31 protein-coding genes, 1 other RNA gene, 1 pseudogene and 1 riboswitch are annotated in these 26,948 nt (G+C 43.6%); of the genes and pseudogenes, 22 read left to right on the top strand and 11 right to left on the bottom strand.

The features are described 5' to 3' along the window. Positions 1 to 7 precede the first annotated feature (7 nt). Positions 8 to 490 carry an Hsp20/alpha crystallin family protein gene (locus J6600_RS09685; protein ID WP_209387340.1) on the top strand — a complete coding sequence of 161 codons (483 nt, stop codon included), beginning with the start codon at positions 8 to 10 and terminating at the stop codon, positions 488 to 490. Here J6600_RS09685 and J6600_RS09680 read toward each other — a convergent pair. Continuing rightward, positions 477 to 710, bottom strand: a complete 234-nt coding sequence (locus J6600_RS09680; protein ID WP_014418113.1) for a hypothetical protein — start codon at positions 708 to 710, stop codon at positions 477 to 479. The genes J6600_RS09685 and J6600_RS09680 overlap by 14 nt on opposite strands. Before the next feature lie 92 nt (positions 711 to 802). On the opposite strand from J6600_RS09680, the gene gerPC reads away from it, so the two are divergent. From gerPC to J6600_RS09645, 7 genes and pseudogenes are all read left to right on the top strand, one after another. Next, the gene (gene gerPC, locus J6600_RS09675) at positions 803 to 1,183 is read left to right on the top strand and encodes a spore germination protein GerPC (protein ID WP_103526825.1); all 381 of its coding nucleotides are present in this window, start codon (positions 803 to 805) and stop codon (positions 1,181 to 1,183) included. An 82-nt stretch (positions 1,184 to 1,265) separates the two neighbouring features. After that, complete coding sequence (locus tag J6600_RS09670) at positions 1,266 to 1,757, top strand: TraR/DksA family transcriptional regulator (protein ID WP_017417961.1); 492 nt, start codon at positions 1,266 to 1,268, stop codon at positions 1,755 to 1,757. A gap of 142 nt (positions 1,758 to 1,899) precedes the next feature. Continuing rightward, positions 1,900 to 2,526 carry an FMN-dependent NADH-azoreductase gene (locus J6600_RS09665; protein WP_003153791.1) on the top strand — a complete coding sequence of 209 codons (627 nt, stop codon included), beginning with the start codon at positions 1,900 to 1,902 and terminating at the stop codon, positions 2,524 to 2,526. A gap of 215 nt (positions 2,527 to 2,741) precedes the next feature. Continuing rightward, positions 2,742 to 2,927: non-coding RNA, 6S RNA (ssrS, locus tag J6600_RS09660), on the top strand. A gap of 107 nt (positions 2,928 to 3,034) precedes the next feature. After that, positions 3,035 to 4,813: a DNA helicase RecQ gene (gene recQ, locus J6600_RS09655; protein WP_003153793.1), complete on the top strand. Its 1,779-nt coding sequence runs from the start codon at positions 3,035 to 3,037 to the stop codon at positions 4,811 to 4,813. A gap of 235 nt (positions 4,814 to 5,048) precedes the next feature. Then, complete coding sequence (locus tag J6600_RS09650; RefSeq protein WP_007407985.1) at positions 5,049 to 5,918, top strand: 3D domain-containing protein; 870 nt, start codon at positions 5,049 to 5,051, stop codon at positions 5,916 to 5,918. 157 nt (positions 5,919 to 6,075) lie between these two features. Further along, positions 6,076 to 6,475 (top strand): annotated as a pseudogene (locus J6600_RS09645) (hypothetical protein). A gap of 30 nt (positions 6,476 to 6,505) precedes the next feature. On the opposite strand, the gene J6600_RS09640 reads toward J6600_RS09645, so the two are convergent. Further along, entirely contained in the window at positions 6,506 to 7,483 is a 978-nt protein-coding gene (locus tag J6600_RS09640; RefSeq protein WP_209387338.1) for a S66 family peptidase, read from the bottom strand. Between the two features lie 65 nt (positions 7,484 to 7,548). Then, positions 7,549 to 8,052 (bottom strand): N-acetyltransferase, encoded by a 504-nt coding sequence (locus J6600_RS09635; protein WP_014305189.1) that lies wholly within the window; start codon positions 8,050 to 8,052, stop codon positions 7,549 to 7,551. Positions 8,053 to 8,240: 188 nt separating this feature from the next. Between J6600_RS09635 and J6600_RS09630 the strand changes: the two genes are divergently transcribed. Next, the gene (locus J6600_RS09630) at positions 8,241 to 9,023 is read left to right on the top strand and encodes a VLRF1 family aeRF1-type release factor (RefSeq protein ID WP_209387337.1); all 783 of its coding nucleotides are present in this window, start codon (positions 8,241 to 8,243) and stop codon (positions 9,021 to 9,023) included. Positions 9,024 to 9,167: 144 nt separating this feature from the next. After that, complete coding sequence (locus J6600_RS09625; protein ID WP_007611945.1) at positions 9,168 to 9,704, top strand: DUF420 domain-containing protein; 537 nt, start codon at positions 9,168 to 9,170, stop codon at positions 9,702 to 9,704. A gap of 64 nt (positions 9,705 to 9,768) precedes the next feature. Here J6600_RS09625 and J6600_RS09620 read toward each other — a convergent pair whose 3' ends face one another. Next, positions 9,769 to 10,434: a lysozyme family protein gene (locus tag J6600_RS09620; protein WP_017417956.1), complete on the bottom strand. Its 666-nt coding sequence runs from the start codon at positions 10,432 to 10,434 to the stop codon at positions 9,769 to 9,771. A 191-nt stretch (positions 10,435 to 10,625) separates the two neighbouring features. Between J6600_RS09620 and czrA the strand changes: the two genes are divergently transcribed. After that, positions 10,626 to 10,958 (top strand): Zn(II)-responsive metalloregulatory transcriptional repressor CzrA, encoded by a 333-nt coding sequence (gene czrA, locus J6600_RS09615; RefSeq protein WP_007407993.1) that lies wholly within the window; start codon positions 10,626 to 10,628, stop codon positions 10,956 to 10,958. Between the two features lie 29 nt (positions 10,959 to 10,987). On the opposite strand, the gene J6600_RS09610 is transcribed toward czrA, so the two are convergent. Further along, the gene (locus J6600_RS09610) at positions 10,988 to 11,509 is read right to left on the bottom strand and encodes a CcdC protein domain-containing protein (RefSeq protein ID WP_007407994.1); all 522 of its coding nucleotides are present in this window, start codon (positions 11,507 to 11,509) and stop codon (positions 10,988 to 10,990) included. 224 nt (positions 11,510 to 11,733) lie between these two features. Between J6600_RS09610 and J6600_RS09605 the strand changes: the two genes are divergently transcribed. The 6 genes from J6600_RS09605 to J6600_RS09580 all read left to right on the top strand — a co-directional run bounded on the left by J6600_RS09605 (position 11,734) and on the right by J6600_RS09580 (position 16,791). After that, entirely contained in the window at positions 11,734 to 12,453 is a 720-nt protein-coding gene (locus tag J6600_RS09605; protein WP_014418104.1) for an MBL fold metallo-hydrolase, read from the top strand. Then, a complete protein-coding gene (locus J6600_RS09600) occupies positions 12,453 to 13,019 on the top strand; it encodes a TetR/AcrR family transcriptional regulator (RefSeq protein ID WP_209387336.1) in 567 nt (188 codons plus the stop codon). The genes J6600_RS09605 and J6600_RS09600 overlap by 1 nt, the downstream gene beginning before the upstream one ends. A gap of 52 nt (positions 13,020 to 13,071) precedes the next feature. Then, the gene (locus J6600_RS09595) at positions 13,072 to 13,782 is read left to right on the top strand and encodes an AraC family transcriptional regulator (RefSeq protein ID WP_209387335.1); all 711 of its coding nucleotides are present in this window, start codon (positions 13,072 to 13,074) and stop codon (positions 13,780 to 13,782) included. Between the two features lie 68 nt (positions 13,783 to 13,850). Beyond that, the gene (gene csaA, locus J6600_RS09590; protein ID WP_209387334.1) at positions 13,851 to 14,183 is read left to right on the top strand and encodes a chaperone CsaA; all 333 of its coding nucleotides are present in this window, start codon (positions 13,851 to 13,853) and stop codon (positions 14,181 to 14,183) included. 330 nt (positions 14,184 to 14,513) lie between these two features. Further along, the gene (locus J6600_RS09585) at positions 14,514 to 16,313 is read left to right on the top strand and encodes a T7SS effector LXG polymorphic toxin (RefSeq protein ID WP_209387333.1); all 1,800 of its coding nucleotides are present in this window, start codon (positions 14,514 to 14,516) and stop codon (positions 16,311 to 16,313) included. Positions 16,314 to 16,326: 13 nt separating this feature from the next. Next, entirely contained in the window at positions 16,327 to 16,791 is a 465-nt protein-coding gene (locus J6600_RS09580) for an SMI1/KNR4 family protein (protein WP_209387332.1), read from the top strand. Positions 16,792 to 16,838: 47 nt separating this feature from the next. On the opposite strand, the gene J6600_RS09575 is transcribed toward J6600_RS09580, so the two are convergent. Next, positions 16,839 to 17,120, bottom strand: a complete 282-nt coding sequence (locus tag J6600_RS09575) for a hypothetical protein (RefSeq protein WP_209387331.1) — start codon at positions 17,118 to 17,120, stop codon at positions 16,839 to 16,841. Then, positions 17,113 to 17,691: a MarR family winged helix-turn-helix transcriptional regulator gene (locus J6600_RS09570; protein ID WP_017417951.1), complete on the bottom strand. Its 579-nt coding sequence runs from the start codon at positions 17,689 to 17,691 to the stop codon at positions 17,113 to 17,115. Before J6600_RS09570 ends, J6600_RS09575 begins: the two co-directional genes overlap by 8 nt. A gap of 199 nt (positions 17,692 to 17,890) precedes the next feature. On the opposite strand from J6600_RS09570, the gene J6600_RS09565 reads away from it, so the two are divergent. Then, positions 17,891 to 18,115, top strand: coding sequence for a hypothetical protein (locus J6600_RS09565; protein WP_209387330.1), 225 nt, complete (start codon positions 17,891 to 17,893; stop codon positions 18,113 to 18,115). 43 nt (positions 18,116 to 18,158) lie between these two features. On the opposite strand, the gene J6600_RS09560 is transcribed toward J6600_RS09565, so the two are convergent. Then, positions 18,159 to 18,443, bottom strand: a complete 285-nt coding sequence (locus J6600_RS09560; protein WP_014418096.1) for a hypothetical protein — start codon at positions 18,441 to 18,443, stop codon at positions 18,159 to 18,161. A gap of 85 nt (positions 18,444 to 18,528) precedes the next feature. Beyond that, positions 18,529 to 20,592, bottom strand: coding sequence for a molybdopterin oxidoreductase family protein (locus tag J6600_RS09555; RefSeq protein ID WP_209387329.1), 2,064 nt, complete (start codon positions 20,590 to 20,592; stop codon positions 18,529 to 18,531). A gap of 147 nt (positions 20,593 to 20,739) precedes the next feature. After that, a riboswitch (SAM riboswitch) is annotated at positions 20,740 to 20,832 on the top strand. 121 nt (positions 20,833 to 20,953) lie between these two features. Between J6600_RS09555 and J6600_RS09550 the strand changes: the two genes are divergently transcribed. Genes J6600_RS09550 through J6600_RS09540 form a run of 3 tightly spaced genes read left to right on the top strand, consistent with a single transcriptional unit; the run spans position 20,954 to position 24,724 of the window. Then, complete coding sequence (locus J6600_RS09550) at positions 20,954 to 21,970, top strand: 2-hydroxyacid dehydrogenase (protein ID WP_209387328.1); 1,017 nt, start codon at positions 20,954 to 20,956, stop codon at positions 21,968 to 21,970. Further along, the gene (locus J6600_RS09545) at positions 21,963 to 23,429 is read left to right on the top strand and encodes an FGGY-family carbohydrate kinase (RefSeq protein ID WP_209387327.1); all 1,467 of its coding nucleotides are present in this window, start codon (positions 21,963 to 21,965) and stop codon (positions 23,427 to 23,429) included. Before J6600_RS09550 ends, J6600_RS09545 begins: the two co-directional genes overlap by 8 nt. 47 nt (positions 23,430 to 23,476) lie before the next feature. After that, on the top strand, positions 23,477 to 24,724 hold the full coding sequence (locus J6600_RS09540; protein ID WP_104843525.1) for an RbtT/DalT/CsbX family MFS transporter: 1,248 nt from the start codon (positions 23,477 to 23,479) through the stop codon (positions 24,722 to 24,724). Positions 24,725 to 24,754: 30 nt separating this feature from the next. On the opposite strand, the gene J6600_RS09535 is transcribed toward J6600_RS09540, so the two are convergent. Next, entirely contained in the window at positions 24,755 to 25,516 is a 762-nt protein-coding gene (locus J6600_RS09535; RefSeq protein ID WP_209387326.1) for a hypothetical protein, read from the bottom strand. Between the two features lie 65 nt (positions 25,517 to 25,581). Beyond that, on the bottom strand, positions 25,582 to 25,887 hold the full coding sequence (locus J6600_RS09530; protein WP_209387325.1) for a DUF948 domain-containing protein: 306 nt from the start codon (positions 25,885 to 25,887) through the stop codon (positions 25,582 to 25,584). A 129-nt stretch (positions 25,888 to 26,016) separates the two neighbouring features. Here J6600_RS09530 and J6600_RS09525 point away from each other — a divergent pair, with 129 nt between their 5' ends. Continuing rightward, complete coding sequence (locus J6600_RS09525) at positions 26,017 to 26,733, top strand: 3-ketoacyl-ACP reductase (protein WP_007407344.1); 717 nt, start codon at positions 26,017 to 26,019, stop codon at positions 26,731 to 26,733. The last annotated feature ends 215 nt before the right edge of the window (positions 26,734 to 26,948 follow it).

The following is a 26,948-nucleotide window of genomic DNA, read 5'->3' as shown; positions in this document are numbered from 1 at the left end:
GATAAAAATGGATTTCGATAAGATGAAGCAGTGGATGGAAATGGCGCAAAACATGTCCGGCGGCGACTTTTGGAAAAACGTTTTTGATGATGAACAACTGAAATCATTTCAAAACGGCCATTCTCATTTTCCCTTTCAACAGGGAGATGGGCAAATGAGAAGAAATGAGAATGCTTTTCCTCTTATAGATATTGTGGAAACCCATGATGAGCTCCAATTTTTACTGTATCTGCCCGGCTACCGGAAACAAGATGTTCAGCTGCTGTCCTACGGAGAATATATCGTCGTAAAAGGCACGAGAAAATCCTTTTTTAATGAACAGGATTTTAAACAGAAGACCGGAAAATACGGCGATTTTGAAAAAAAACTCGACCTTCCGCATTCCGCTCAAGGAACGAAGGGAATGCAGGCGGTATTCAAAGACGGGATTTTATATATATCGATTGCTAAACATCTGGGGGATGCAAGCCAGATCATTATCGAAGGCTGATCTTGTTTGCTGTGCCATCTATCAGATCTGAATCATCGATACTCATGATAGGGATGACGACAACGGTGCAATCCCCGTTTTGTTCACCGTACCCTTCATTTCTTTTATTGGCTGCTGTGTTTCTCACCATAACGGAAGAGCCGGTGTTAAAAGCTGCTCCGCCGCTGATTCCGTTCATTTTTATATACTCAAAGTTGATAACGGATGGAAAAAACATCATGATTCGCCTCCTTTTTGTATATCATGTTTATATATTCGCAATGCGGGACGCATAGAACTTTCCAAGAGTGACGGGGAAAGAAGTGATTTTCTTTGAAAAAAATAATGAAAGAGATTTTCAAAAAAGTGTGTGAAGAAGAATTAGACCGGCTTAAGAAAGTGGAACAACAGCTTGATGAGCTTCAGGATAAGTGTCATTTTGAGCCGCAAACGGTTGAAGGGGAAAAAACATATGTCCATATTGAGCACGTCAAAGTGGACAAGGTTGAATACAATATTGATTTTGAAAAGCTGAGTATAGAAGAGCTGAGCGGTATGCTGAATATCGGCGCCACTTACCATACACCGGTGCACAGGCTCAAACAAGCCTGCGCTGAAGAATGTCGGGACAACCCGCAAAATGATGCTGCGAAAGAAAAAAGACAGACAAAGCAGCAGACACCCAATGTCACCATCAGGGGAAGAAAGCATTGACTCCGTTGTTTCAGCCTCCTTTTTCGAGGGTATGTATTAACAGATGCAGCGAAGAATACAGACGAAAAAGGAGATGATGAATATGTCATTATCAAAAGAACAGCAGGACAGCCTTTATCATAAATTAATCGATTTAAAGGAAAGTCTTCAGGGAGAATCAAAAGAAAATCATTCAATGAGCGAAGACACAGGAGAACTGTCGAACGGAGTAGATAATCACTTAGCTGATCACGGAAGCATTTATTTGGACAGGGTCACGAATCAGACGCTGGACGGTGTCGATCAGAATCTTTTAGATGAGGTGCACGCCGCGCTTGAACGAATGGATAAAGGAACATACGGGATTTGCGAGAAAACGGGAAAAGAAATTCCTTATGAAAGACTTGAAGCTGTGCCGTACGCCAGAATGACCGTCGAAGCGCAGCGAGAAACAGAAGGGGATGTGAAAACAGACGCTCCGTCATATGAAAGGGAATTTCACGAGCAGGTGAAAGACCTCTCAAATAAAGAAACCGTTGATCAAAAAAGCTCACAAACTTACGAAATCCTGGATCGCGAGCAGGATTCACAATAATAGCAGCAGGTACATTCATATGTACCTGTTTTTTTTTCATAAAAAATCTCAGAATCGAAATAAAATCATTGACTTTATATAAAAAAGAAAGTAACATACTATTTGTAAGTAAATATTAAAAGATTACCGGGAGGAATTTAGAATGTCTCAAGTATTATTTGTAAAATCAAGTGATCGTACGGCTGAAGAAGGCGTATCCGTAAAATTATACGAAGCGTTTCTGGCTGCTTATAAAGAAAACAATCCGAATGATGAAGTGATCGAACTTGATCTTCATAAAGAAAACCTTCCTTACCTCGGAAGAGATATGATTAACGGAACATTCAAAGCTTCAAAAGGAATTGAAATGACAGACGAAGAGAAAAAACAAGCGTCAACTGCTGACATTTACTTAAATCAATTCGTCAAAGCTGACAAAGTCGTGTTTGCATTCCCGCTTTGGAACTTCACAGTGCCTGCTGTGCTTCATACTTATGTTGATTACCTGTCTCGCGCAGGAGTTACTTTCACATACACGCCTGAAGGCCCTAAAGGTCTGATGGGAGATAAAAAAGTAGCGCTCTTAAACGCACGCGGCGGTGTATATTCTGAAGGACCGATGGCATCTCTTGAAATGTCATTAAACTTCATGAAAACCGTTCTCGGTTTCTGGGGTGTCCAAGATCTTCACACTGTTGTCGTTGAAGGCCATAATGCTGCACCGGATAACGCTCAAGCGATCATTGAAAAAGGACTGCAAGAAGCGAAAGATCTGGCTGCAAAATTCTAATTTCCATTAACTCTTGCGCCCATACAGGGTGTGAGAGTTTTTTCTATTATAGAAGAAGCTGGCGGCAGCTTTCGGTCTGATCTTATATTGATATATTGATATTTTGTCGAAAAAACAATTTTTATGTAGAATAAAGCATTTTTCACAAAGAAAAAAGGTTTTCTGTAAAAGAATTAACCCTCTTGCCAAAATACGACTGATGGTGTAGGATATAAGAGAAGCTACATTGTTCGTATTGTTAATTAAGTTTTAACCTTTAAGCTGTAATAGGGAGTTTTATATCGAAGCCGGAATGTCATGCCTCCATTGCAGAGGACGACAGGAACGCTTCTGCAAACACCCACTTTGAGGAGTGGTGGTTTAAAACTTTCTTACTTGCGTACGGCATACGTAGCGAAAGCCATTTCCCTTGCGGAGATGGCTTTTTATTTTGAATTGCCCTTGAGCAGCGTACTTTATCTGTATGATAAAATGAAAGAATCAAAGACAAAGTGAGGTTTTACAACTTATGCTGGATAAAGCCCAATCCCTTCTGGCGCATTATTTTGGTTACGACAGTCTACGCGCGGGCCAAAAGCAGGCGATACAATCAGTTGCAGAGGAGAGAAAAAACACGGTCTGCATTATGCCGACGGGGGGCGGAAAATCAATCTGCTATCAGATTCCCGCACTGCTGTTTGAAGGAACCACAATCGTTATTTCCCCTCTTATTTCCTTAATGAAAGATCAAGTCGACGCGCTTGAAGAAGCGGGTATCGCGGCAGCTTATATTAACAGCACCCAGACAAGCCGTGACATTCATGAGCGCCTGACCGGTTTGAAACAAGGGGCTTACCGGCTCTTTTACATTACACCGGAGCGTTTGACTTCTTCTGAATTCATTCACATCCTGCAGAATATTACGGTTCCTCTTGTCGCCATTGACGAAGCTCACTGTATATCGCAATGGGGACATGATTTCAGGCCGAGTTACCGGAATATCGAAATCCTTTTTAATGAATTAAAAGAACCGCCCGTCATCATCGCATTAACGGCGACGGCTACGCCTGAGGTTCATGATGACATCTGCAAGCAGCTTCATATTAAGAAAGAACAAACTGTATATACCGGTTTTGCCAGAGAGAATTTAACGTTTAAAGTAGTAAAGGGCGAAAACAAAGATCGGTTTATCGAGCGGTATCTGGAAAAAAATAAACACGAAGCCGGCATTATATATACAGCGACAAGAAAAGAAACCGACCGTTTATATGAGAAATTAAAGCGCAGCGGCATCAATGCCGGCCGTTATCACGGCGGATTGGCGGATGATGACAGAAAAGACCAGCAGGAGCGGTTTCTTAACGATCAGATACAAGTGATGGTAGCTACGTCCGCTTTCGGAATGGGAATCGATAAGAGCAACATCAGGTTCGTTTTGCACGCGCAGATTCCGAAAGATATGGAGAGCTATTACCAGGAAGCCGGACGGGCCGGGCGCGATGGTCTTAACAGCGAGTGTGTGCTCTTATTTTCGCCGCAGGATATTATGGTGCAGCGTTTTTTAATAGACCAATCGGCCGCCGGAGAAGAAAAACAAAAGCAGGATCTCAAAAAACTGAGACAGATGGTGGATTACTGTCATACGGAAGATTGCCTGCAGCGGTTTATTCTGAAGTATTTCGGCGAGAATGAGGCGGAAGCTTGCGAAGCATGCGGCAATTGCACTGATACAAGGACCGCCCATGACGTCACAAAAGAAGCGCAGATGGTATTATCATGCATCATCAGAATGAATGAGCGCTTCGGAAAAACGATGGTGGCGCAGGTGCTTAGCGGCTCAAAAAATAAAAAAGTGCTGGAAAACGGCTTCAGCAGCCTGTCCACTTACGGCATTATGAAGCATCAATCCGCAGCGGAAATCAGTGATTTTATCGAATTCCTTATTTCAGATGAATATATCAGAATGGCGGACGGCACATTTCCGACGCTTATGGTCACCCAAAAAGGCAGGGACGTTCTGCTTGGAAAAAGCGCAGTCGCGAGAAAAGAAGCCTTACAGGCCGCTGCCGTTACTGAAAATGATGAATTATTTGAGCTTCTCCGGCGTCTCCGCAAAGAGATTGCAGCTGAACAGGGTGTGCCTCCATTTGTCGTGTTCTCGGATCAGACGTTAAAAGAAATGTCGGCGAAACTTCCGAAAACGGATCAGGATCTTCTTTCCGTAAAAGGGGTCGGGGAACAAAAAAGATTGAAATACGGAGCGGTTTTTTTAGAAGAAATCCGAAATTATGTAAGAGAAACAGAGTGAAAAAAAGTTTTTTTAGAAATTTGCACATTGTGTTTTCCATTCGCGCCGGAAAAATCAGAAGCTTGAAAACCCTTGCTGTATCAAGGTTTCAGCAAGACTTACCAAGCGAGAGAAATGTTTCATGTAAAGGAACTGTAATCTAATTCAAATCGTTTTGTTATTGAACTGACATTTTCATATGTTACGATATCACCTGTTAGCCGCCAATAAAAAGCTAACAAGGGAGGATTTACTTATGAAGAAGACGATTATGTCCTTTGTGGCAGTTGCAGCAATTTCAACAACTGCATTTGGAGCTCACGCTTCTGCTAAAGAAATCACGGTGCAAAAGGGTGACACGCTCTGGGGGATCTCGCAAAAAAACGGAGTGAACCTAAAGGACTTAAAAGAATGGAATCAGTTATCTTCTGATTTAATCATTGAAGGAGAGAAACTGACTATTTCTTCAGTAGAAACAACCACATCTGGGCAGTACACAGTGAAGCAGGGCGACAGCCTCTGGAAAATTGCTCAGAAATTCGGAACATCAGTCGGCAATCTGAAAAGCTTGAATAACTTGCAATCAGATATAATTTACGCAGGCACAACGTTAAATGTGAAAGGTCAGGCTCAGGCTGCACAGCCGGCTCAAGAAGCAAGCCAGCCGCAAACTGAACAAAAACCAGCTGCTGAGACAGAACAGCCTAAACAAGAAGCTGTCAAAAACGAGCAGCCTAAACAAGAACCTGTTCAAGAACAACAACCTAAACAAGAAGCGAAGGCTGTCGAAGCAAAACAGCAGCCTGTTCAATCAAATACAAACCAACAAGAGCCTAAAAAGCAGCTGACAATGACTGCAACTGCTTACTCTGCTAACGACGGCGGCATTTCCGGTGTAACGGCAACCGGTGTTGACTTAAACAAAAACCCTGATGCAAAAGTCATCGCGGTAGACCCTAGTGTCATTCCGCTTGGCTCTAAGGTTTATGTTGAAGGTTACGGAGTGGCAACAGCAGCAGATACAGGCGGCGCAATTAAAGGAAATAAAATTGACGTATTTGTTGCAAAGAAAAGTGACGCTAACAACTGGGGCGTCAGAACAGTAAATGTTAAAGTATTAGACTAGTTTCATATAGAGATGAAGAACACAAGGCGAAATGCTTTGTGTTCTTTTTTTCTTCCCTTTTTTGACTGTATATAATCGTTATATGCGGAAAAAGAAAAAGCGTTTCTCTAATATTGTATAGAAGGAATGGATGTGAAAACGGAATCTGAAGGGGTGTATGAATCTGGTGGAGCCGGAATTTATATGTTTATGGAATGCCTTCACAGAATCACCGGTGTTTCAAGCATGTATCTGTACCGCTTTGGCCATTGTGATCGTTATCGGACTGTCTATGCCGGCTGTCAGGCTGTTTCAGGCGCTTGACAGAGGGAGAGGAAGGCCAGCCGTTATTGAAAAGGTGAGACGTACTGGTGTGATGAAGAATGGCAGGCACGAGCTTGTGCTTATTTTAAACGTAAAAAACCAAGACGGAACGCATGATAAACGTGAACTGACACATGCCGTATATAATGAAGAGATCAGCCGTTTTTATGAAGGAGCTTCCGTATGGGTGACGGCAGCGGCTGGCGGACGAATTATGATCGCTCCGCGCACGCCGCCATAAGGCGTCAAAATAAAAAGACGGGGGGTTTTCCCGTCTTTATGTATTAATGCCGATCGATCCATATCCTTACGCCTTCTGAGCCGGCTTCTATCCTGCATGTTCCTCCGATCGGGAATGTCATCAAAGGGGAGGTATGGCCGAAATCAGCATTTGCGATAACAGGCATGGATGACAGTTCTTCTTTTGTACGGATGACGGCACAGAGAGCCTCCTCAGACACATTTGAAGCATGCTGGAAACGTCCGATGACAATTCCCTTCACAGCTGAAAAAGCGGGAAGGTGGATGAGTGACTGCAAATCCCGGTCAAACATATGAATGTCCGACATATGATCATCTTCTATAAACAGAATCACTTGTTCCATCTCCGGAAAGTATTCGGTGCCCTGCAGAAGATTCAGCGTGCATAGATTTCCTCCGATCAGTGTTCCTTCCGCATATCCGGGTTGAATAACGAGCGGTCCCGGATTCCGATAAAAACGTCTGTCCTCCTGGTTCAAATACCATTTATCATCACTCCACTCGGATGAAGGCTTTACCTCATACGGGTTGTCAGAAGCACAGCAGGCCAAGAAAGAGTTAATCGTATAGTCCAGCCCTTTTTTCATGGCAAATGAAGAAAAATGGGGACCGGAATATGTAATAAGGCCGGTTTTTTGATATATGGCATGGCCGAGAGCCGTAATATCTGAATAGCCGCAAAGGATTTTCGGATGCCGCTTGATGTTTTCATAATCAAGATAGCGAAGCAGCTGATTTGATTGGAACCCGCCGAGTGTCGTCAAAATCGCTTTGATGTCAGGATCAGCGAAAGCTTCGTGCAGATCCTGTACACGCGATTCAATGGATGATGAATCAAATTCATTTATTTCTTTTGCATGCTCTGAAAAAGAGACACGAAAGCCGAGCTCCTCCAATTTTGACTTTGCGGCATTTATATTTTCATCTGACATAACGGACATGCTTGTGGCCGGAGACACAATACGAATGCCGTCGCCTTTTTTCAATTTTTCCGGATACAAAAAAAACCCTCCTTATATGGTTTAATCTATTACACCATATAAAAGAGGGTTTCTCTATTATTTTTTTACAAGTCGACCCATTTAATGCCGCCTGATTGCGTATCATTGTCAATCCAGACATCAAATTGATGCTTTTCATAAAAATGAACGAGTCTGTCGACATGATCCCAATCACGCTTAGCGATGTCGCCCGTCACTTTCGGGATATTCTGCTCTCTGGCGATATGTTTTAAAAATTTCATGCAGATCGAGCCGTAGCCGTGGTTCGGCGGGCCTTTAATGTCCCCGATATGAATGGCATTGTCATAATAAGAGGCGATCAGTGAAAAACAGCCTCTTCCCCGGTAGGCTGACTCACAATCAGTCAGCATAATCTTACATGTTTGGCCATCATCAATCGAGGAAACAATGATCCAATCGTCATTGTTCGATTGATCAATACCAAGCACTCGCGCGTCTTTTGATACATCTATCAGATTTTCCCGCATTCTGAAAATCTGAAATTCAAGTTTATGAAGCTCTTTTTCCAGCTCTTTCTGATCTCTTTCTTCTGCAGTAAACAAAATCATACTCCTTTCACAGCGTAAAAGTCTTAGTTAAACACAAGTATCCATTGTAGTAAATGATGTCTTGGTTTGTAAATGGGTTTTGCAAAAACTTTTTTAGAAAAGTCTGCCGTTTATATGTGGATTGACGTTTTTAAGGCGGTGCGGATAGGGAAAGGAACAGTGAGCAGCGGAAAAAGGAGGAATCTATAATGGCAATTGACTCACTCATCGGCAAATTGAAGTACGTAATGACGGAATCTCCTGATAAAATGCTTTCCTTATATGTAAATACGGATATGAGAAATCCGGATCAGCAGGGGGGAGAGTGGAAAATCGCCTTGAAAACCGGTTTTCGGAGATTAAAAGAGTATCTGTCTGCCAGTGATCCGGAAGAAGAAAAATCTCTCGTCCGCATCATGGAACGTGTCTATCAATATATCGATGAGCTTGGTAAAGAGATGCCGCGAAGTCTCGTATTTTTTGCATCGGGAGAAGGCGGTATTTGGGAGACGATTGAATTGCAGGTGCCTGTCGAGACACGATTTTATTGGGAAGAAACGGCTGTCCTTGATCAATTAGAACTTCTCCGTGAACAATTTCCGAGTACGGCTTTTATTCTCACCCAGCAGAATGAAGTGAAGATCATAGAAACTGTACTCGGAAAAATTGAAGGGGTGGAGCATTATCAATACGACGTCATCAATGAATCGTGGAAACCGCAGGATGTAAGCGAAAGCTCCGCCTCAATGGACGAAGACGCCGCCAAAGTCCACGTCGAAGAAAACCAAAACAGGCTGTATAAACGATTGGCTTCAAACCTTGATCAGAAGGCCGCTTCACACCAATGGGAGCGTCTCGTAATCGCAGGGGACAAAGAAACAGCCGATATTCTCGATCAGCATATGAATAAACCGATAGATCGGATCATTCCAAAAAATCTGTTGAATGAAAACGAACATAAGGTGATAGAAGAACTGTTGAAGGAAGCATAATATGACGAAAGGCCGGGTCTCAAACACCCGGTCTTTTTAGGGCTTAAGTTTGTCTAATTTCTGACGAAGCGGACGAAACCGTTGACATCAAAGCTGAATTCTCATACCATTTGGATAGTCAGTAAAATTGAGAGAGGTCATAAGATGAATCAGACAGAAAACAAACCTAAAAGTTATACCGGTATCGTGCTGACATTGACCGTTCTGATCAACGGGTTAATTGCGGTGCTGTTTTTTATGCCGAAATCAGGTCAGGTCAGCATTGCCAATATTCATATTCTGCCGATGTTAAATGCCATTTTTAACAGCTTTACTTTTATCTTTTTGCTGGCAGCGCTCTTTATGATTAAGCAAAAAAACATTCAAGCGCATAAACGTTTTATTTTAGCGGCGTTTACGACGACTTTGCTGTTTTTGATCTGCTATGTCGTGTACCACTCGATAGCTGAGAATACTTTATTCGGCGGCCACGGCATCATGCGCGGGATTTACTTCTTTATTTTAATTACGCATATTTGCCTTTCCTTCATCATCGTGCCGCTTGCGCTGTTTACGCTGATCAGAGGATTCAGTATGCAGGTGGAGCGCCACAAAAAAATCGCCAGATGGACGATGCCGCTCTGGCTGTATGTCAGTCTGACGGGTGTCATTGTATACTTAATGATATCGCCGTATTATTAAAAAAAGCCGTGCTCTGCGCGGCTTTTTTCTATTGATTGAAAAAGGCGCCTCATCAGGGCGCCTTTTACTCTTCAAGCGTTTCAAGTGTTGTTACATTTAAGGATTGTTCAACGGTTTTTGTTTTTGCTTTTACTTTTTCTGCGTACGTGTAATCACCATAGCAGTAGGGATAACGGAAATTGTCTTTGTTCCCTCCGCAAGTGTAAAGTTTCGGATTCTTTTTGACCTGCTGCTCGGAGTATTGTTTTGCCAGTTCCTCAGTATGCGATCCTCCATGTTCAGCCACAAAATCAATATAGCCGGCTCCCATGTTGTAGCTTTGTATAATCGTATCCAAGTCTACGCCTTTTTTCTTGCCTGTTTGGTACATGAGAGTGAATTGTTTGATTCCCTGTTTGATACTGGTTTGAGGGTTTTTAATCTCATTTCGCTTTAAACCCAGAGATTCTGAAGACTGCATGGGATCATTTCCTCTTCCTTTTGACTCCTGATATATCATGCCGAGTACAAGCGATGTATATTTGGTGAGTCCTTTTTCATCCAGCTCGTCTTCAACAAGCGGTTTGTAATCTGTCAGCCGTTCAAGGACGATCGGTTTGACATCAAACGGAAGACTTTTGAGCAATTCATTATTTGAAAATAACAGAATGAGGAAGAAGGAAACCATGACAAAAACACATATCATCATAAGACCCGCGGCAGCGAAACAGCCTTTTTTCTTTTTCTCCACTGTGTTTCACCCTCAATTTCAGGAGCATTATGACTTTTTCATTATGACACAGATGAATGCGCGAAACCAAGCGGAAACCCGTATTTGAAACATAAATTTAAAATAACGGTTCTTTTGTCAGGCGCAGGATGTATCTGTATCAATTGACATTTGGTATAATTGGGCTACTTGAGAAAAGAAGGGTGAGGTATATGACTGAATTTCACGAATCCGGAAACACGAATGACCCCGCTGTCGATTTAGATGAGGAAACTTTATTTTTGGTTGCCCAGACTTTTAAGGCGCTGTCTGATCCGACCAGAATCAGAATTCTCCATTTGCTGTCACAGGGTGAGCACGCGGTAAATGATATCGCAGAAAAGCTGAATTTGCTGCAGTCTACCGTTTCTCATCAGCTGCGTTTTCTTAAAAATCTGCGCCTCGTCAAATCACGCAGAGAAGGAACATCCATCTATTATTCTCCTGAGGATGAACATGTGTTAGATGTGCTTCAGCAAATGATTCACCATACGCGGCACGATTAAAAAACATCCCTGCTTTTTAGACAGGGATGTCAGCCGTACTGACTGTTATTGGTTTGGTCTCTGCTCGTTTTTAAAACATAAAAAGAGAAGCCGCTGTAATACACTGCGATGAAATAAAAGATACTGATGGTCAGCGGATCGGCCCCGACCGTTTGGCTGTATGCCTCCGGATGGGTAAAGTCCGCTGTGACCCGGTAAATTTCAATAACGCGATAAACAAATCTCGATAGGAATAACGTTAATAGAATAAGTTCAATCCATAGGTGAGTGCGAAAATACATTTTTCCGCGGCGTTCTTCAAAAGAAATGTTCCGTTTAGCAAACAGGACCAGAAGCCAGCCGCAAAAAGTGCCGAATATAAGATGGCCGTATAAAGCCGGGTGTGTGATGCTGAAAAACGCCAGAGCTGCGGCCAGCAATGAAAACAAAATCATTCTGGTATAAAGCCAGCGGGGTTTCAAAGGCTGAAAGCCGACAGACCGTTTCACCTTTTTATACAGGAAAAAGGCAATCATTAAGACAGGGCAGATGCTTTGAAGTGTGATATGCATGGTGTGGAACTCCCCCTCCGTTGAGTAGTGTATGCTTATCCGGCTGGTTTTAGTAGTGTGATTTATTCGCAGGCTGAAAGCATCTTTTATCACAGTATGCGCGTTTCTTTTTTTTGCATAAGAGAAGCGCCCGCGCCTTTTTCAGGATTTAAACAGAAAACTCTTGATAAACTAACAGCATTAGTTATAATAAAACTAATGATATTAGTTTTAGGGGGATGTTGATGAGAATCTTACAATACGGAACCGTTTGGCAGCTGACTTTTTTTCCAGCGCTTTTTCCGGTGAATTGTTATTTGGTTGAAGAAGAAGAAGGAGTAACCCTGATTGACGCCGGACTGCCTAACAGTCATAAAGGAATCAAGCAAGCATTGCGGCAGCTTGGGAAGCCGCTGAATGACATATTACTCACCCACGCGCACGGGGATCACATCGGTTCGCTTGACTCATTAGCTGCGGAATTTCCGGATGCTTCCGTCTGTATTTCTGAGCGGGATTCTTTCTTGCTGAAAGGTGACACTTCATTATTTGAGCATGAAGCACAAACGCCGATAAAGGGGGGAGTGCCGAAAAATGTTCAGACCGAACCTGATCGCCTGCTGAAAGGCGGCGAGCGGATCGGATCTTTACTTGTCATTCCCGCTCCCGGTCATACGCCGGGAAGCCTCGCTTTTAAAGATATGAGAAATGATATGCTGATCGTCGGAGATGCCTTTCAAGTACGGGGCGGCCTTGCTGTTTCTGGGAAGCTGAAATGGAAATTTCCGTTTCCGGCTTTTGCTACGTGGAATAAAGAAGAAGCTGTAAAAACAGCAAGAACGCTTATCGCTCATCAACCAAGCAGTCTGGCCGCCGGACATGGAAATGTTCTCTGCAATCCCGTTGAAATGATGGCTGAGGCTGCTGAGGAAGCCGAACGAAGCCTGCCGGGAGGCCGATCATAATGTCACCGAGAGTCGGAATGAGCCTTGACATGATATTGAGAGCCGCAGCAGGCATCGCTGACGAAAAAGGGCTGAACGAAGTGACGCTTGCGGCTGTTGCAAAGTCCTTAAACGTAAAATCGCCTTCCCTTTACAATTTTGCCAATGGCCTTCAAGGAATTAAAACAGAGCTGGCTGTCTCCGGTTTAACTATGTTATATGAAAAAATGGCGGCCTCTGCAGAACGACTGACGGGCGAAACGGCTTTGCTTGCTCTTGCCGATGCCTATATCAATTTCGCCGAAGCCAATCCCGGATTATATGACGCAACATTTCAAAAGATAAAAGACGGGCGGATTGAGAATCTGTCAAGCCTGCTTGTAGAGCTTGTTGTCAGGCAGCTGACAGCGAACGGTTATGCACAGTCTGACACTGCGATTCATGCTGCGAGAGGACTGAGGAGCCTTCTTCACGGATTTGCCGTGTTGAGAAAACAGAGTGCATTTGAATTAACCGAATCAATTAAGGAAAGCCGGAAGTTTGCAGTTGTTGCTTTCCTAAGAGGTTTGCAGTCGAGTGAACAATAATATTATTATGTAAACTAAATAAAAAGACGCATCATATAAAAAGGAGGGACAAATGGATTCATTACAACATATCATTTGTGAGCGGCGCACCTATTCACATATTTTTGATTCTCATGCACACACATACTGCCAAATGCTCTTTCCGCTCGAAGGACAGCTGGACCTGGAGACAGAAAGACGTGAAATCAGATTAAAACCTGATCAAATGCTGTATATTCCGCCCGGGCATGAACATCGGTTCCGTTCTTTGGAGCGAAATGAATGTCTCGTTCTCGACATACCGGCATATTTTTTCAAAGGTTCCTTTGACCCCGGCGTTCTGAATAAGCTTGATCCTTTTTGGACATCGATTCGGTTTCTGCTGACAGAAGAGACAAAGCAGCAGTCGGCTCATTCATTGAGTCTGCTTGCAGAATATATTGCTGAAAAGATACAAGAAAAACGTACGAATCATTCAATTGCGTATATCCGCCGAAATCTCTCAAAGACTTTTACAATTAAAGAGCTTGCCGCAATGGAACATTACCACCCGGCGTATTATTCCGACTGGTTTAAAAAGCAGACGGGAAAAAGCCCGCAAGCTTATATTGCTGAGCTCCGTATGAAGAAAGCGGAACAAATGCTTATTGAAACAAAATGCCGGCTGACAGACATCAGTCAGGAGGTCGGCTTTCAAAATTTGTCGTCCTTTACCAGATGGTTTGTCAGACATAAGGGAATAACGCCCCGCGTCTTCCGAAACACCTTTCAATCTGATAAATAATCCTGAAAATCGGTTAAATAAACTGCTTCTTTTTTTGGTATCATGATTGTAAAAAAGGAGTTTTTGATATGGCAGTCATCGAAGATTTTATCAAGCTTGATCTTAGAATAGGAACGGTCATAAAAGCGGAAGTATTCCCGGAAGCAAAGGTGCCGGCCATTAAGATGACAATAGATTTCGGCGAAGAGATCGGCATGAAACAATCAAGCGCCCAGATTACAAAACGGTACAAACCGGGTGATCTGACGGGCAGACAGGTTACCGCTATTGTCAACTTTCCGCCGCGGCGGATCGCCGGATTTAAGTCAGAAGTTCTCGTTCTCGGCGGCATCCCGGAAAAAGGAGATGTTGTCCTGCTTACGCCAGAGCAGACAGTACCGAACGGAACGAAAATCGGATAATAAAAAAAGACGTTTGCAGAAGCAAACGTCTTTTGCGTATTGAGGCGATACACCACACGCCACATTCGTGTGTGCCGCAAGGGCATGTGCATCGGCTTACACAATTCAGCTCATCGCTATATTAATATAGCATAGCGGGTGTGGAAATGCAAGAGATTTTTTAACATATGTTATATCTGGCTTTGTTTTGCCGATCCCAGATTCCTTCGTGTAAGGTTTTGTTTGAAATTTTATGATCTTGAATAAAGCAGTTCGACAAATGCAAGAGATTCATCTAATCTTATATCCTATGGTAAAATTTAGACAGAAAGAAGCGGAAAGGAGACGTAAATGAAAGTATTTGAAGCAGCCTCGTTCATTTCAGCCGCAGAAAAGCGGGCTAAACAATACGATCAGATTAGAGAACAATTTATCAATCTCAGGAAAGCGTTTCAGGGAATGGCTGACTTGGATGACAGTGAGTTTTCAGGTAAAGGTGCTGATAACATCAAAGCATTCTTTCAAGACCATGCAGGTGTTACTGACAGCTGGCTTGATTTGATCGATATGAAGATTGCGTTTCTTAACAGTATTTCAGGAAAAGTAGCTGATGCCGGATTGGCCGATTCGTTTGTGGAAGAGTCATTTTTAGAACACGAGCTGATTCATGCGAAGAATAAATCAAAAGCTATCATGCAGGAGCAACGAAATGAAATGAGGGATATTCTTAACGAGATAAGCGATATTGTCCATCTTGATGTTTTCTCTACAGAAGATGTCGATCAAAAGCTGGAATCAGCAGATAAAAAAAGGAACGATACCATACATAAACTCGGAAAGCTTGATCACGATCTAACGAAAGAATACGCGGAAACCGAGGCAAATGAACATTTCATTCAGGCAGATTTTCAGCAGCTCCAAAATGCTACAGGTAAAGGGAAAAATGCAACACCACTTCACTATAACACCAAGGCGTACAGAGAAAGTGACATACATAAGAAAAAAGGCGAGATTGCAAGACACTCAGACACATATTTAACGTTTAAGAAGGAAGAAGCGAAAGAGCGGGAAATCAAGGATCTGAAGAAAAAGCTCGCTGATGGAGTAACTGATCCGGATGAATATTTGGAAATTGCGAAGAAGATCGGCTATGAAAACCTTGAACCTGCCCAGCAGCAGTATGTGATTCAGCTTGAACAAGCAAAACAGATGGAAGAAGCCGGAGAAGTGACTTGGGATATATTAAAAGGAGCCGGTGTCGGCCTTTATGATGTCGGGAAAGACACGGTAACCGGTCTATGGGACTTCATAACCGATCCGGGGGAAACGCTGTCAGCACTGGGGAATGCAGTACTTCATCCTGTTAAAACATATGATGCTGTTAAAGCGGCAATTGAAGAGTCGTATCAAAAGGATATGGTGAACGGAGATGCTTACTCCAGATCAAGATGGGTGACATATGCAATTGGTTCAGCAGCTGTGGCTGTTGTCGGAACGAAAGGGGCAGGAGCCGTTAACAAAGCTGATGCGGCGGGGAAGGTCATAAATAAGGCAGGACAGGCAGGGAAGAAAATTAAAGACGTTAAACTTCCAGATCTGCTTCCTTATAACTCTAAGTATGATCTTGCTCTGGCTGATAACGTACCATACAATGTGGTTGACAGCCAAAACCTTAAAAATGAACTTTTGACCAATGCAAAGAAAATCCCGGATGGAACGAGAAAGCCGTTTACTGGTCAAGAAATAAACCTTCCTTGGTTAAATAAAGAAAAGTATGGTGCTGTTGAAATAGATGGCAAAGTAAAAGTTAAAGGACAAATTAGAGATGTAAGCCGTAGAGTCTATACCTTAAAGGACATTGATATTAATCAAAAAACTCCAAAAGGAAAAACCAACCTGGAATTAATGAAAGATGGTAAGTCTCCTTATGCTATAGACGGAACACAGATTAACTTACATCACCTCATACAAGAAGAAAGTGGACCGTTGCTTGAGATACCTAATAGTTTACATACAAAGTATAGCGACGTAATACATGGCCTTAAAGGTAATGGAGAAAGCTTCAGGAATGATGTTTACCTGGAGAAACAGTACAATAACTTTAAGACAAGGTATTGGAAGTGGAGAGCAAAACAATATGAGAAAGAATAAGGGGTTATAAACCATGGATTTTTATTTGAAAGTAAGAGAATTCATAGCTGATAATGCAAAAGAAAAAGATTTTACGGGTGGGATTGGAGAAGATAAAATTTTAAAAATTGAGCAAGATCTTCAAGTCACGCTGCCAGATAGCTACAAATGGTTTCTTAGAAACTATGGTTCTGGCGGGGTTTATGGAATCGATTTATTAGGCCATGATTTTGGCGGTGCTTCAGTTGTAGAAACAACCAGGGAATATCATGAATATAGGGGATTGCCAAGTGGCTTAGTAGTCATAGAACATGTTGATTTTTTTGGGTATTGTTTAGATACCAATAAAATCAACAGTGAAGGAGAATGTCCAGTTGTTATTTGGAGTGAATTCGGTGGCTATAAAGAACTTAATTCTGCCCATTTTATAAAGTTCTTTTATGAAAGACTTCATGAGATGAAAGAAAACTGGGAAGAAGATGAAGACTGGGACGATTAATAAAAGAAAGCTCTCTTTTAGAGAGCTTTTTTCAGATTTTCAATTTTTCAATTTTTAACAGGCTTTATAATGAGCAAACAGGCATTACTCAAAATACTCGCCGCGCCTATCCAAAGCAGCCATTGTGCTGCGGTCAGCCATGAGGCAGTTAGGATAAAGAGTCCGATGGCAATTGATATATAATTGCCGGCTCGGTCCAGTTTACGTTTGCAATGAATTTTATATTTAGCATGAGAAATAAATTGATCAATTTTATCTTTCAGCTCATAGCATTTTTCCTTCATCTTATCCTCTGTTTCTTTTACTTTTCGATAAAGCATATTATTCATCGTCTGCACCCCCATATCGCCGTTTTGAAAATTCAGCCATGATTTTTTCTTCATAGTCATCTGAGATGAATTGTGCCTGATCTTCAACTTTTAAATGTGCTTTTTCTTCAAAACCATCCTGTTCTTCACCATCAAAACGATAAAGTTTTTGCAATAGCCTCCAGAATGTTTCAATTTCATCAGTTGTGAAGTCTTGAAACATATCCGCTAAAAAATAGGTGGATTTTTCTGAACAGGAAATTAACGCTTTTTTTCCTTCAGCGGTAATCTCAATATTGATTGCACGTTTATCCAGTTTGCTTGGCACAGTGTGAACATATCCTTTTTTCGCGAGGCTTGAAATTAATTTGTTAGCGGTTTGTTTTGTTGTGCCCAGCTTTTTAGCGATATTCATAAGCGTGGTATCTTCCGTCGGTAAATGGGCAATAGCAATAAGAGTCATGTGCTGTCGGGAAGTCAACAGTTCTAAGTATTCGTCCCCCCGAGCCTGCACTTTATTGACAACCGAAAATAATGATGCGTAACTTTGTTGCATAACATGCAGTTCCTTCATTAGTAAATTAATATCCATAAGGTATCTCCTATCTGAATTGTCACCATGTTGACAATTACAATATACATCGAAATAGAAAATAAGTCAACATGGTGACTAATAGTAGCGGGTGCGGCTGTTTTCAAAAATGTCACAGGCAGTCGGAGTGTTTACAAAAGGGGAAATAAGTATAATAAATGCGAAAAGGGCATTAATCCAAAGTGAGAAGGTGTTTGACATGCAAAAAGTGAACTGGTCAGAACAGTATGAATGGTTCAATAAACAGGATGAAAAAGACGGGCGTTTAATGGTGCTCCTTCGTCATGAGCTTACATATGAGGAAGTCATACGGTTATATAAGAAAGGGTTTTATTTGAAATCTAAAGAAGGGGATGTTTCGTTAAGTAAGAACGATATCTGTCGTATGTTTGGGGTTGAAGAGAGGCAGGGCGGCATATCTTAATGAACGGGAAGAGAAAAACTCTTCCCGCTTTTCATGGCAGCTGTTATTCTTTTTCCAGCATAGAAGTCAGCCATTCTCTTAATGTATTCTTCTGCACATACCGCTTTCCGTTTCTCGTGATATGCGGAATGTCAGAGGTGTCGGGCACGATTTGTTTTGCTTCTTCCTTCGTAACTCCTAAATAATAACCAATATAGAAGTGCAGATCTTTTTCTTTAATGAGAATGTGGTCAGTGTGTTCATGAGGATCAGGTGATTTAAAGTTTTTCAATCCGTCTCCGATGAAATATCCGGCTAAAGCGATTCCGATGCCGGTAATGATATCCATACAGCAAACCTCCAATAAACGTTATCACTTTTTATACGGTGAAGCCGGCCGAAAGGATTCAGCCTTCATCAAAACCGCCCGGCGTTTATTGCGGACGGTTTTGATTGCTGAGCTTTTCCACCTGCACCTTTCCGGAGAAGAAAACAGCGCCTCCGCCCATATCCGCCAGCCGATCGGGCGTGAGCGAGTTGACAAGCTGTTTTTTATCATCCATATCGGCCCAAAGACCTTGGCTGACTGCAACGCCGGGAAGCACCTGTTCGCCGACCGAAGCTGTTAATTCACACTCGCCGCGGTGATTCCAAACTCTAACGGTTTCCCCGTCTTCTATGTTCCGGCGTACAGCATCTTCTGTATGAATAAAAAGCTTTGGCGCTTTTTCTAATTTTACGTGTTTTTCATTATTCGAAAATGTTGAATTTAAAAAATTATGATTCGGTCCCGGGACAAATAAAAGCGGAAAATCGTCATCGCTCTCAAGAGGGATGTGTGTCGGCAGCGCCGGATAACCGTCCTGTTTCATCTTTTCCGAATATAATTCAATTCTTCCGCTCGGTGTCTTGAGCTTTCCCGGAAAAAGCGGTTTTTTCCGTTTGGCTTTCATGAAGGAACGGCGTGAGAGCGCTTCGTAATCAATATCCTCGATATACGGATTGTCGGGAAAGTCCAGCGCCTGTCTGATCAATTCTTCATCGGAATCCTGAAGCTCCTGCTCGGTAAATCCCATTGCTCCGGCAAGCAAACGGAACACTTCCGTATTCGATTTGCTGTCCCCGTAGGGTTCGATCACCGGTTTTTGCAGCTGAATAAAATGATGCCAGTAAGACGTGTAAAAATCTGTGTTTTCAAATGCGGATGAAGCAGGGAGCACGATATCCGCATATTTGGCGGTTTCCGTTAAAAATAGATCGTGAACGACTGTAAATAAATCCTCCCGCAGCAGGCCTTTTCTGACTTTATTCGCTTCCGGCGCAACCACTGCGGGATTCGTACCGTAAATAAACAGGGAGCGTACGGGCGGTTTTGTTTCTAAAAGAACGCTTCCGAGCCTGTTCATATTAAATGATCGCGGCTTCCTGCCGTAAAGCAGATCAGGCCGCTGGAGCGCTTGTCTGTTATAGTTTAATACCGCGCTGTTGTGCTTGATTGCGCCTCCTCCGGTGTTGAGCCACTGTCCTGTAACAGCCGGAAGGCAGGCGACGGTGCGGACGATCATTCCGCCGTTGTCATGGTGCTGAATGCCGTTTCCGATCCTGATAAGGGAAGGGGAGGTTTCCCCGTACATTCTCGCAAGACGTCTGATATCGTCGGCTTTAACGCCTGTAATAGCAGAAACCGTTTCCGGATCATAGTGTTTAACATGCGCTTTTAATTCGTCACTGCCTTCGGTGTATTCTGTGAGAAATGCTTCATCGTGAAGGTTTTCGTCGAATAAGACATGCATGATACCGAGGGCGAGTGCGGCATCTGTGCCGGGGCGAATGGGAATAAACCAATCGGCAAGCCGGCCGGTTTGGTTCTTATGTACATCGATAACGACAATTTTAGCCCCTTTTTTCCGGGCTTTTTGGGCAATCATGACTTGATGCATATTCGTGCTGACGGCATTGATTCCCCAAAAAATAAAGAGCTTTGCATGTATGGTCTCCTCCGGATCAGTACCCGCTCCTTCACCCATTGTATAGTTATAGCCTTCAGATCCGGCTTTGCTGCAGATCGTCCGTTCGAGATGACTCGCTCCGAGACGATGGAAAAAACGGCGGTCCATTCCCTCTGCCGCCAGTTTTCCCATATTGCCGTAAAAGCTGTACGGAAGAATGCTTTCTGCTCCTTCTTCGGCAATAAGCTCTTTCCAGCGCGCACTGATCGTATTGATCGCTTCCTCCCAGGAAATAGGCGCAAACGCGGCTTCACCTTTTTTACCGATCCGTTTTAACGGAACGGTTACGCGCTTCTCATCATAAATACGCTCAGCCATGTGTCTGACTTTGTTGCAAATATTCCCTGATGTGACCGGGTGATCGGGGTCTCCCTGAATATTAACGATTTTTCCGTCTTTTTTTGTCACAAGCAAGCCGCATTGGTCGGGACAGTCTAGTGAGCATACCGACTTAAAGACCCCGTTCGGCTGTGTTGCAGCAGAATTCATAGCCCATTTCTCCTCTTTGTTTATATTGTAAGCATTATAACATTTCAAAATCGAACGTCAATTCAGAAAAAAAGTGTTGACATCACGGAAAGACTTTTCTATGATGAGTTTATTCTTTTAAACAGCCTGACAATTTCATCATTTTATTTTCTATCCAGAGAGGTGGAGGGACTGGCCCTATGAAACCTCGGCAACATTTATTGTGCCAATTCCAGCAAGCGTATGCTTGAAAGATAGGAAAGAATGATCTATACATATTTGTGCGCTTCAAGCGCATAAAGACGGTATATGAATCTCTTTCCTTCTTTGGGGAAAGAGATTTTTTTATGAAAAAATTTATGTGAAAAGGATGTTTTGCACCATGACGGTTTTAATTACCGCACCATATCACGACGAGGGGCTGAAGGAGCTGACTGAGCTGTTCGGCCGGACTGTGCACCGGCCGTGGAAGAAGCACGGCCGGGCCTATCGGGAAGATGAATTGATCCGAATGATTCAAGAGACAAACGCGTCGGGGCTTATTACTGAACTTGATGAGGTGTCTGAGCGTGTTATTGACATATTGCCCGATACCGCTTTTATCGGTGTCTGCAGAGGAATGCCGTCTAATGTGAATATTGCGGCGGCGACTAAAAGAAAAATCCCCGTTTTCTTTACACCGGCCCGCAATGCCCAGGCCGTTGCTGAAATGTTTATCGGAAATGTGATTTCATTTTTGCGTCATACGTATTCTTCCCATCAGTGGCTGAAGGACGGGAAGTGGAATGGTGATTATTTGCAGGCTTACGTCAAATTCAGAGGAAATGAGCTGACAGGGAAAACAGTCGGCCTTATCGGTTTCGGAGCTGTCGGACAGAGAATCGCCCGGCTATTGGCCGCTTTTGACTGCAAGGTGCTTTACTATGACCCATTTGTCCGTCATGAAAACCGGGAGTATGAAAAAACGACGATTGAACGGGTATTTTCTGAAAGTGATATTGTTTCCGTTCACTTGCCGCGCACAGAAGAAACCATCGGCCTTATCGGCGCCCGGCACTTTCAATTGATGAAACAGGAAGCTGTTTTTGTCAATACGTCAAGAGCGGCGGTTACAGACAGGGAAGAGCTGCTGCGGGTGCTGAAAGAACGGCGGATTAAGGGAGCGATCCTTGACGTGTTTTATCACGAACCGCCTGAATCTTCTGATTATGAATTGATCTCTTTGCCGAATGTGTTAGCGACTCCCCATTTAGCGGGCGCAACGTTTGAAGTGGAGGATCATCATGTGAAGATTTTAAATGGAGCGCTTTTCAAATGGAAACAAGATCAAACCTGTTCAATACGTGAACTTTATAACAAAAGAGAACTTGAAACGGAAGGAGGAGGCTGTAATGGCTGAACAAAAAGGCTACCTTGTATTTGACATCGGGACGGGGAATGCGCGAGTCGCGGTCGTGACTGCCGGCGGCGAAGTGACCGCGCTTGAAAGGGAAGACATTGAATATGTGACGGATCCGCTTTATCCGGACGGACGATATTTCTCACCGGAAGGGCTATGGACGCAAATCAGCGCTATGGCAAGGAAGGTTATTGCCAAAAGCCCTCATATTACATTAATCGGAATCACCTCAACAAGCCAGAGGCAGGGAATTGTTCTGATCAATAAAGATAAAAAGGCATTTCTCGGTCTGCCCAACATTGATAACAGAGGCCGTGAATGGGAAGACGGGATTGAGGCAAAAGAAGAAGTGCATCAGCAAACCGGACGTCTTCCGAGCGCTTTATTTTCCGCCATGAAACTTGTCGGATTAAAAGCTAGACAGCCGTCTTTATGGAAAGAAGTGAAGTACATCACAAGCATCAGTGACTGGGTGACATTTGAGCTGAGCGGCATTTTGAGCTATGAACCGTCACAGGCTGCTGAAACACTGCTGTTTGACGTAAGGAAAAAGGCGTGGTCAGAGAAATTATGCAACATCTTCGGTGTGCCTTCTGCCATTCTTCCTTCACTCGTCCGATCTGGGACGGTTGTCGGAATGTTAACGTTTAAGAAAGCGGCGGTTCTCGGTCTATCTGAAAGAGTGCCTGTGATTGCAGGCGGGGGAGACACACAGCTTGCCATCAAAAGTGCAGATGCAAAGCCGGGAGATATCGTCATCGTATCCGGGACGACGACGCCGATTACAAAGATAACAGCGGAGACCGGAACCGAAAGTATAAAGAATGCATGGCTGAATTGCCATACAGAAGAAGGTCAATGGCTTCTTGAAACGAATCCGGGTGTAACAGGACTCAATTATCAAAAATTAAAATCCATTTTTTATCCGAATGAATCCTACGGCGTCATGGAACGGGAAATCGCAAGTCTGCCGAAACACGATCATGCTTGTATTTCTGCGTTAGGCTCCTATTTATCGCCTGAGAAAAACGCACTGGCAAAAGGCGGATTTATTTTTGACGCTCCGCTGTCCCAAAACTTAAGCAGAGCCCATTTTGTCAAAGCCGCACTGCTGGAAATCGCTTTTTCAATCAAATGGAACTATGAGGCGTTAACAGAGGTGGCTTCCTTTTCACAAGATTATGTGAAGGTGTGCGGCGGCGGTTTCCAAAGTGATGCTTTGACGCAGTTTCTTGCTAACCTTCTGCAAAAGAAAATCTATAAGAGAGAGGGGTTCAGCCAGGCATCCGCAATGGGAGCGGCGATGATTTGCAACGAAGCTCTCGGTGTGAAAGCAGAGCTTTCGAGCCGCACAAAGGTAATTGAGCCGGAAGCGGATCAGACGGATCTCTTCCTATATGAAGAATGGAAACATACGCAAGAATTATTTACTCATTTTCAGCCGGCGGTGAAAGCCTGACTTGGGGATGAGATGACAACATGAAAGATTGCTGAGGAGGAACAAAAATGCTTAATAAAATAGGAATTCCGAAACAGCTCGCCTGGGGATTTTTGGGAGTTGTGCTGTTTATGATGGGGGACGGCCTTGAACAAGGCTGGCTCAGCCCGTTTTTAGTTGAAAACGGCTTGACGGTACAGCAATCAGCATCCCTGTTTACGGTTTACGGTATTTCTCTCGCTGTGGCGTCTTGGTTTTCAGGGGTCTGCCTCGAAGCCTTCGGCGCAAAGCGGACGATGTTTATGGGGCTGTTGTTTTACGTGATCGGAACAGCCGCGTTTATCGCATACGGATTTGAAAATCTTAATTTGCCGGTGATGTATGTCACGTATTTTATTAAAGGGCTGGGTTATCCGCTGTTTGCCTATTCATTTTTGACATGGGTGATTTACCGGTCGCCGAAAAACAGGCTCAGTACGGCGGTCGGCTGGTTCTGGATTGCATATTGCTGCGGGATGTTTGTATTCGGTGCTTGGTATTCAAGCTGGGCCATCAAATCCTTCGGCTATTTGAATACACTGTGGAGTTCAATTTTCTGGGTCTGCCTCGGCGCGTTTTTTGCTTTGATTTTAAATAGGGACCGCTTTGAAAAGAAAAAGGCAGATAAGCGGGAAAAGGCGCAGGAATTAATGAAGGGAATCACCATCCTTGCTGTAAATCCGCGCGTGCTCTCTGGGGGGATCATTCGGATCATTAACAGCATCGGAACATACGGATTTCCGGTATTCCTCCCGATGCATATGGCGCAGCACGGCATTTCTACAAATGTATGGCTTCAAATTTGGGGAACGATCTTTCTCGGAAATATCGTCTTTAACTTAATCTTCGGCGCAGTCGGCGATGCCTTCGGCTGGAAAAAGACTGTCATGTGGTTCGGGGGAGTGGGCTGCGGCATTTTTACTCTTTTATTATATTATGCACCTGTTGTATCACATGGGAACTTGCTTTTCGTCAGCATTGTCGGTTTTATATGGGGAGGGCTCCTCGCCGGGTTCGTTCCGATCGGGGCTATCGTGCCGACAGCGGCCGGCAGCGATAAAGGTGCTGCCATGTCTGTGTTAAATCTGGCTGCGGGACTGTCGGCATTTGTCGGCCCCGCGCTTGCCTGGGCGTTCATCGGACTTGTCGGCGCACAAGGCGTTGTATGGATTTTCGCAGCGCTCTATTTCGTAAGTGCAATCTTGACAAATCAAATCAAAATACCTGAAGAGAAAACGGCAAAACACAATAAAGCATTGCCTGAATACGCTTCTTAACAGCAGCGCCCCGAAAATTCGGGGCGTTTTTTACAGCTGCTGAAGAAACCCGGCAAAGCGCTGAATTTGTTCACGTAACGATTGTTTGTTTTCGTGAAATTGTTTGAAACGATGTCCGTTTGCTCCGGACGGATGCGGGAAGCCTTCCAGAATGACCGCATGCCTCATTCTGCCGTTCTTCTTCAGCATGCGGCAGGCTGATTCTGCTGCTTTACCGAGAGGGATAAGCAGAATGTCCTTTTCCATCATTTCTATTTCATCCGGAAAACATCTCAGCGCGTAACGGCTGAGAAGAGCTGATCTGCTGATTGCCGGCCGATGTCCCGTATAGTTTTTCTGTTTATAAAAAACAGGGTGTTTGATAACGGACGTTGTATGAAGAAGCTCCCGTTTTGAATCAAATAACCGGGATGAATCCTCAACGTGAAGCGCGGCCGGCAGACCGCATTCATTAAGCATTTCGATGATGTTCTGTCTCATTGAACCGGAAAGTCCGGCCGCTTTTTTTGTTTCATACGCTATTGTTTCAAGAGTTTCGCCTTCTTTTAAAAGCTGTGCCGCTTTTTTGTAAGCCAGCTGCATTTGAAAAAAACCGGGTGTGATTCCGGAAATGGCAACGACTGCATGAGGGTTAATATATTCATTATGAGGCGAATAATACAAATCCAGATCTCCGTCCTTGGCTAAATGGAAAGCCGGAGTCAGCAAATCCGATTTTGTAAACCCTCCCGAAGAAGATGGTGATTTAAGCTGCTGCAAAAAATGCGCAAGCCGCTCACGATCGCAAATCATGTTATGCCTCCTTGAATCCGCCGGTTTCTCTTAGTGTCATCAAAAACGTCGGATGACATGCAGGCTCATACATCACTTTTACCGGCGTTCCAGAGCATTTTTAAGACGTGAGGCGTTCCTTTAACTTCAGCCGCCGTCGTTTGCACGGCTGTTTTTTTAGTGAGAAAATCTTCCTTCAGCTCTTTCTGCTTTTGCGATAACAGATCGGTTTCTGTTTTGATTTCATCAACGGCCGTCTGCATGGACGCTGTCGCGGCGTTAATTTTCTTTATATCAGGCGCTGTGTTTCTTTTAAAACGCACGGCGGATACGGCTGCATAAATTAAAGCGGCAGCCGCAACGGCAGCACTGATATACAAAATGATGATCATCTGCTTTTCACTCCTTTTTTTCAGTTGATACCCTTTACGGATCGTGTTGAATCATTTTATTTGCTAATTGTTTTTTTTCTGCTTATAATGTGAAATCGTACATAAGGACATTCAGAAAGGGTGAAAGACGTGGAAAGCTTACAAAACAAAACGGCTCTTATCACGGGTGCGGGCAGAGGAATCGGCCGCGCCGCCGCTATCGCTTTAGCCAAAGAAGGAGTCAATATCGGTTTAATCGGCCGCACAGAAGCAAATGTCGAAAAGGTTGCGGAAGAAGTGAAAGCCCTTGGTGTAAAGGCATCATTCGCTGCTGCCGATGTAAAAAACCAAAAAGAGGTTGAGCAAGCCGTCTCCTCTATTAAAGAAGAACTCGGTGAGATTGACATCTTGATTAACAATGCCGGAATCAGCAAATTCGGCGGATTTTTGGATCTTACGCCTGAAGAGTGGGAAGACATCATTCAAGTTAATGTAATGGGTGTATACCACGTGACACGCGCCGTTCTTCCTGAAATGATTGAGAGAAAATCAGGAGATATCATTAATATTTCTTCTACGGCGGGCCAAAGAGGCGCCGCGGCGACAAGTGCGTACAGCGCTTCTAAATTTGCCGTTCTCGGTCTGACCGAATCTCTCATGCAGGAAGTCAGAAAACACAATATCCGTGTCAGCGCAATGACTCCGAGCACGGTTGCCAGCGACATGTCTATTGAATTAAATCTGACAGACGGCAATCCGGAAAAAGTCATGCAGCCTGAGGATCTTGCAGAATATATGGTTGCTCAATTGAAATTACATCCGCGCATTTTCATCAAAACTGCCGGTTTGTGGTCAACTAATCCTTAAACAAAAGGGGACCTGTCTTCGTGACGGGTCTTTTTTTGTTTCCGCAACCCGAATAAATAGGCATAAAGATCCGTTTTTGCAGAAAAAAGAGTGAAAAAGAAACCGATATCAGTTATAATTAAACTAAATAAACTATGTACCAAATGTTCATTAAGATTATTTTTCCCCGCTCTCCAAAAAACAAATCAATACAAATCAAACTGTCCGAACGATAA

Origin of the sequence: Bacillus sp. LJBV19 (assembly GCF_017797845.1) — a bacterium.
In the GTDB taxonomy this organism is placed as follows: Bacteria; Bacillota; Bacilli; order Bacillales; family Bacillaceae; genus Bacillus; species Bacillus velezensis.
The sequence above is the reverse complement of the archived record's forward strand: the minus strand, read 5'-3'. Positions and strand labels throughout refer to the sequence as shown.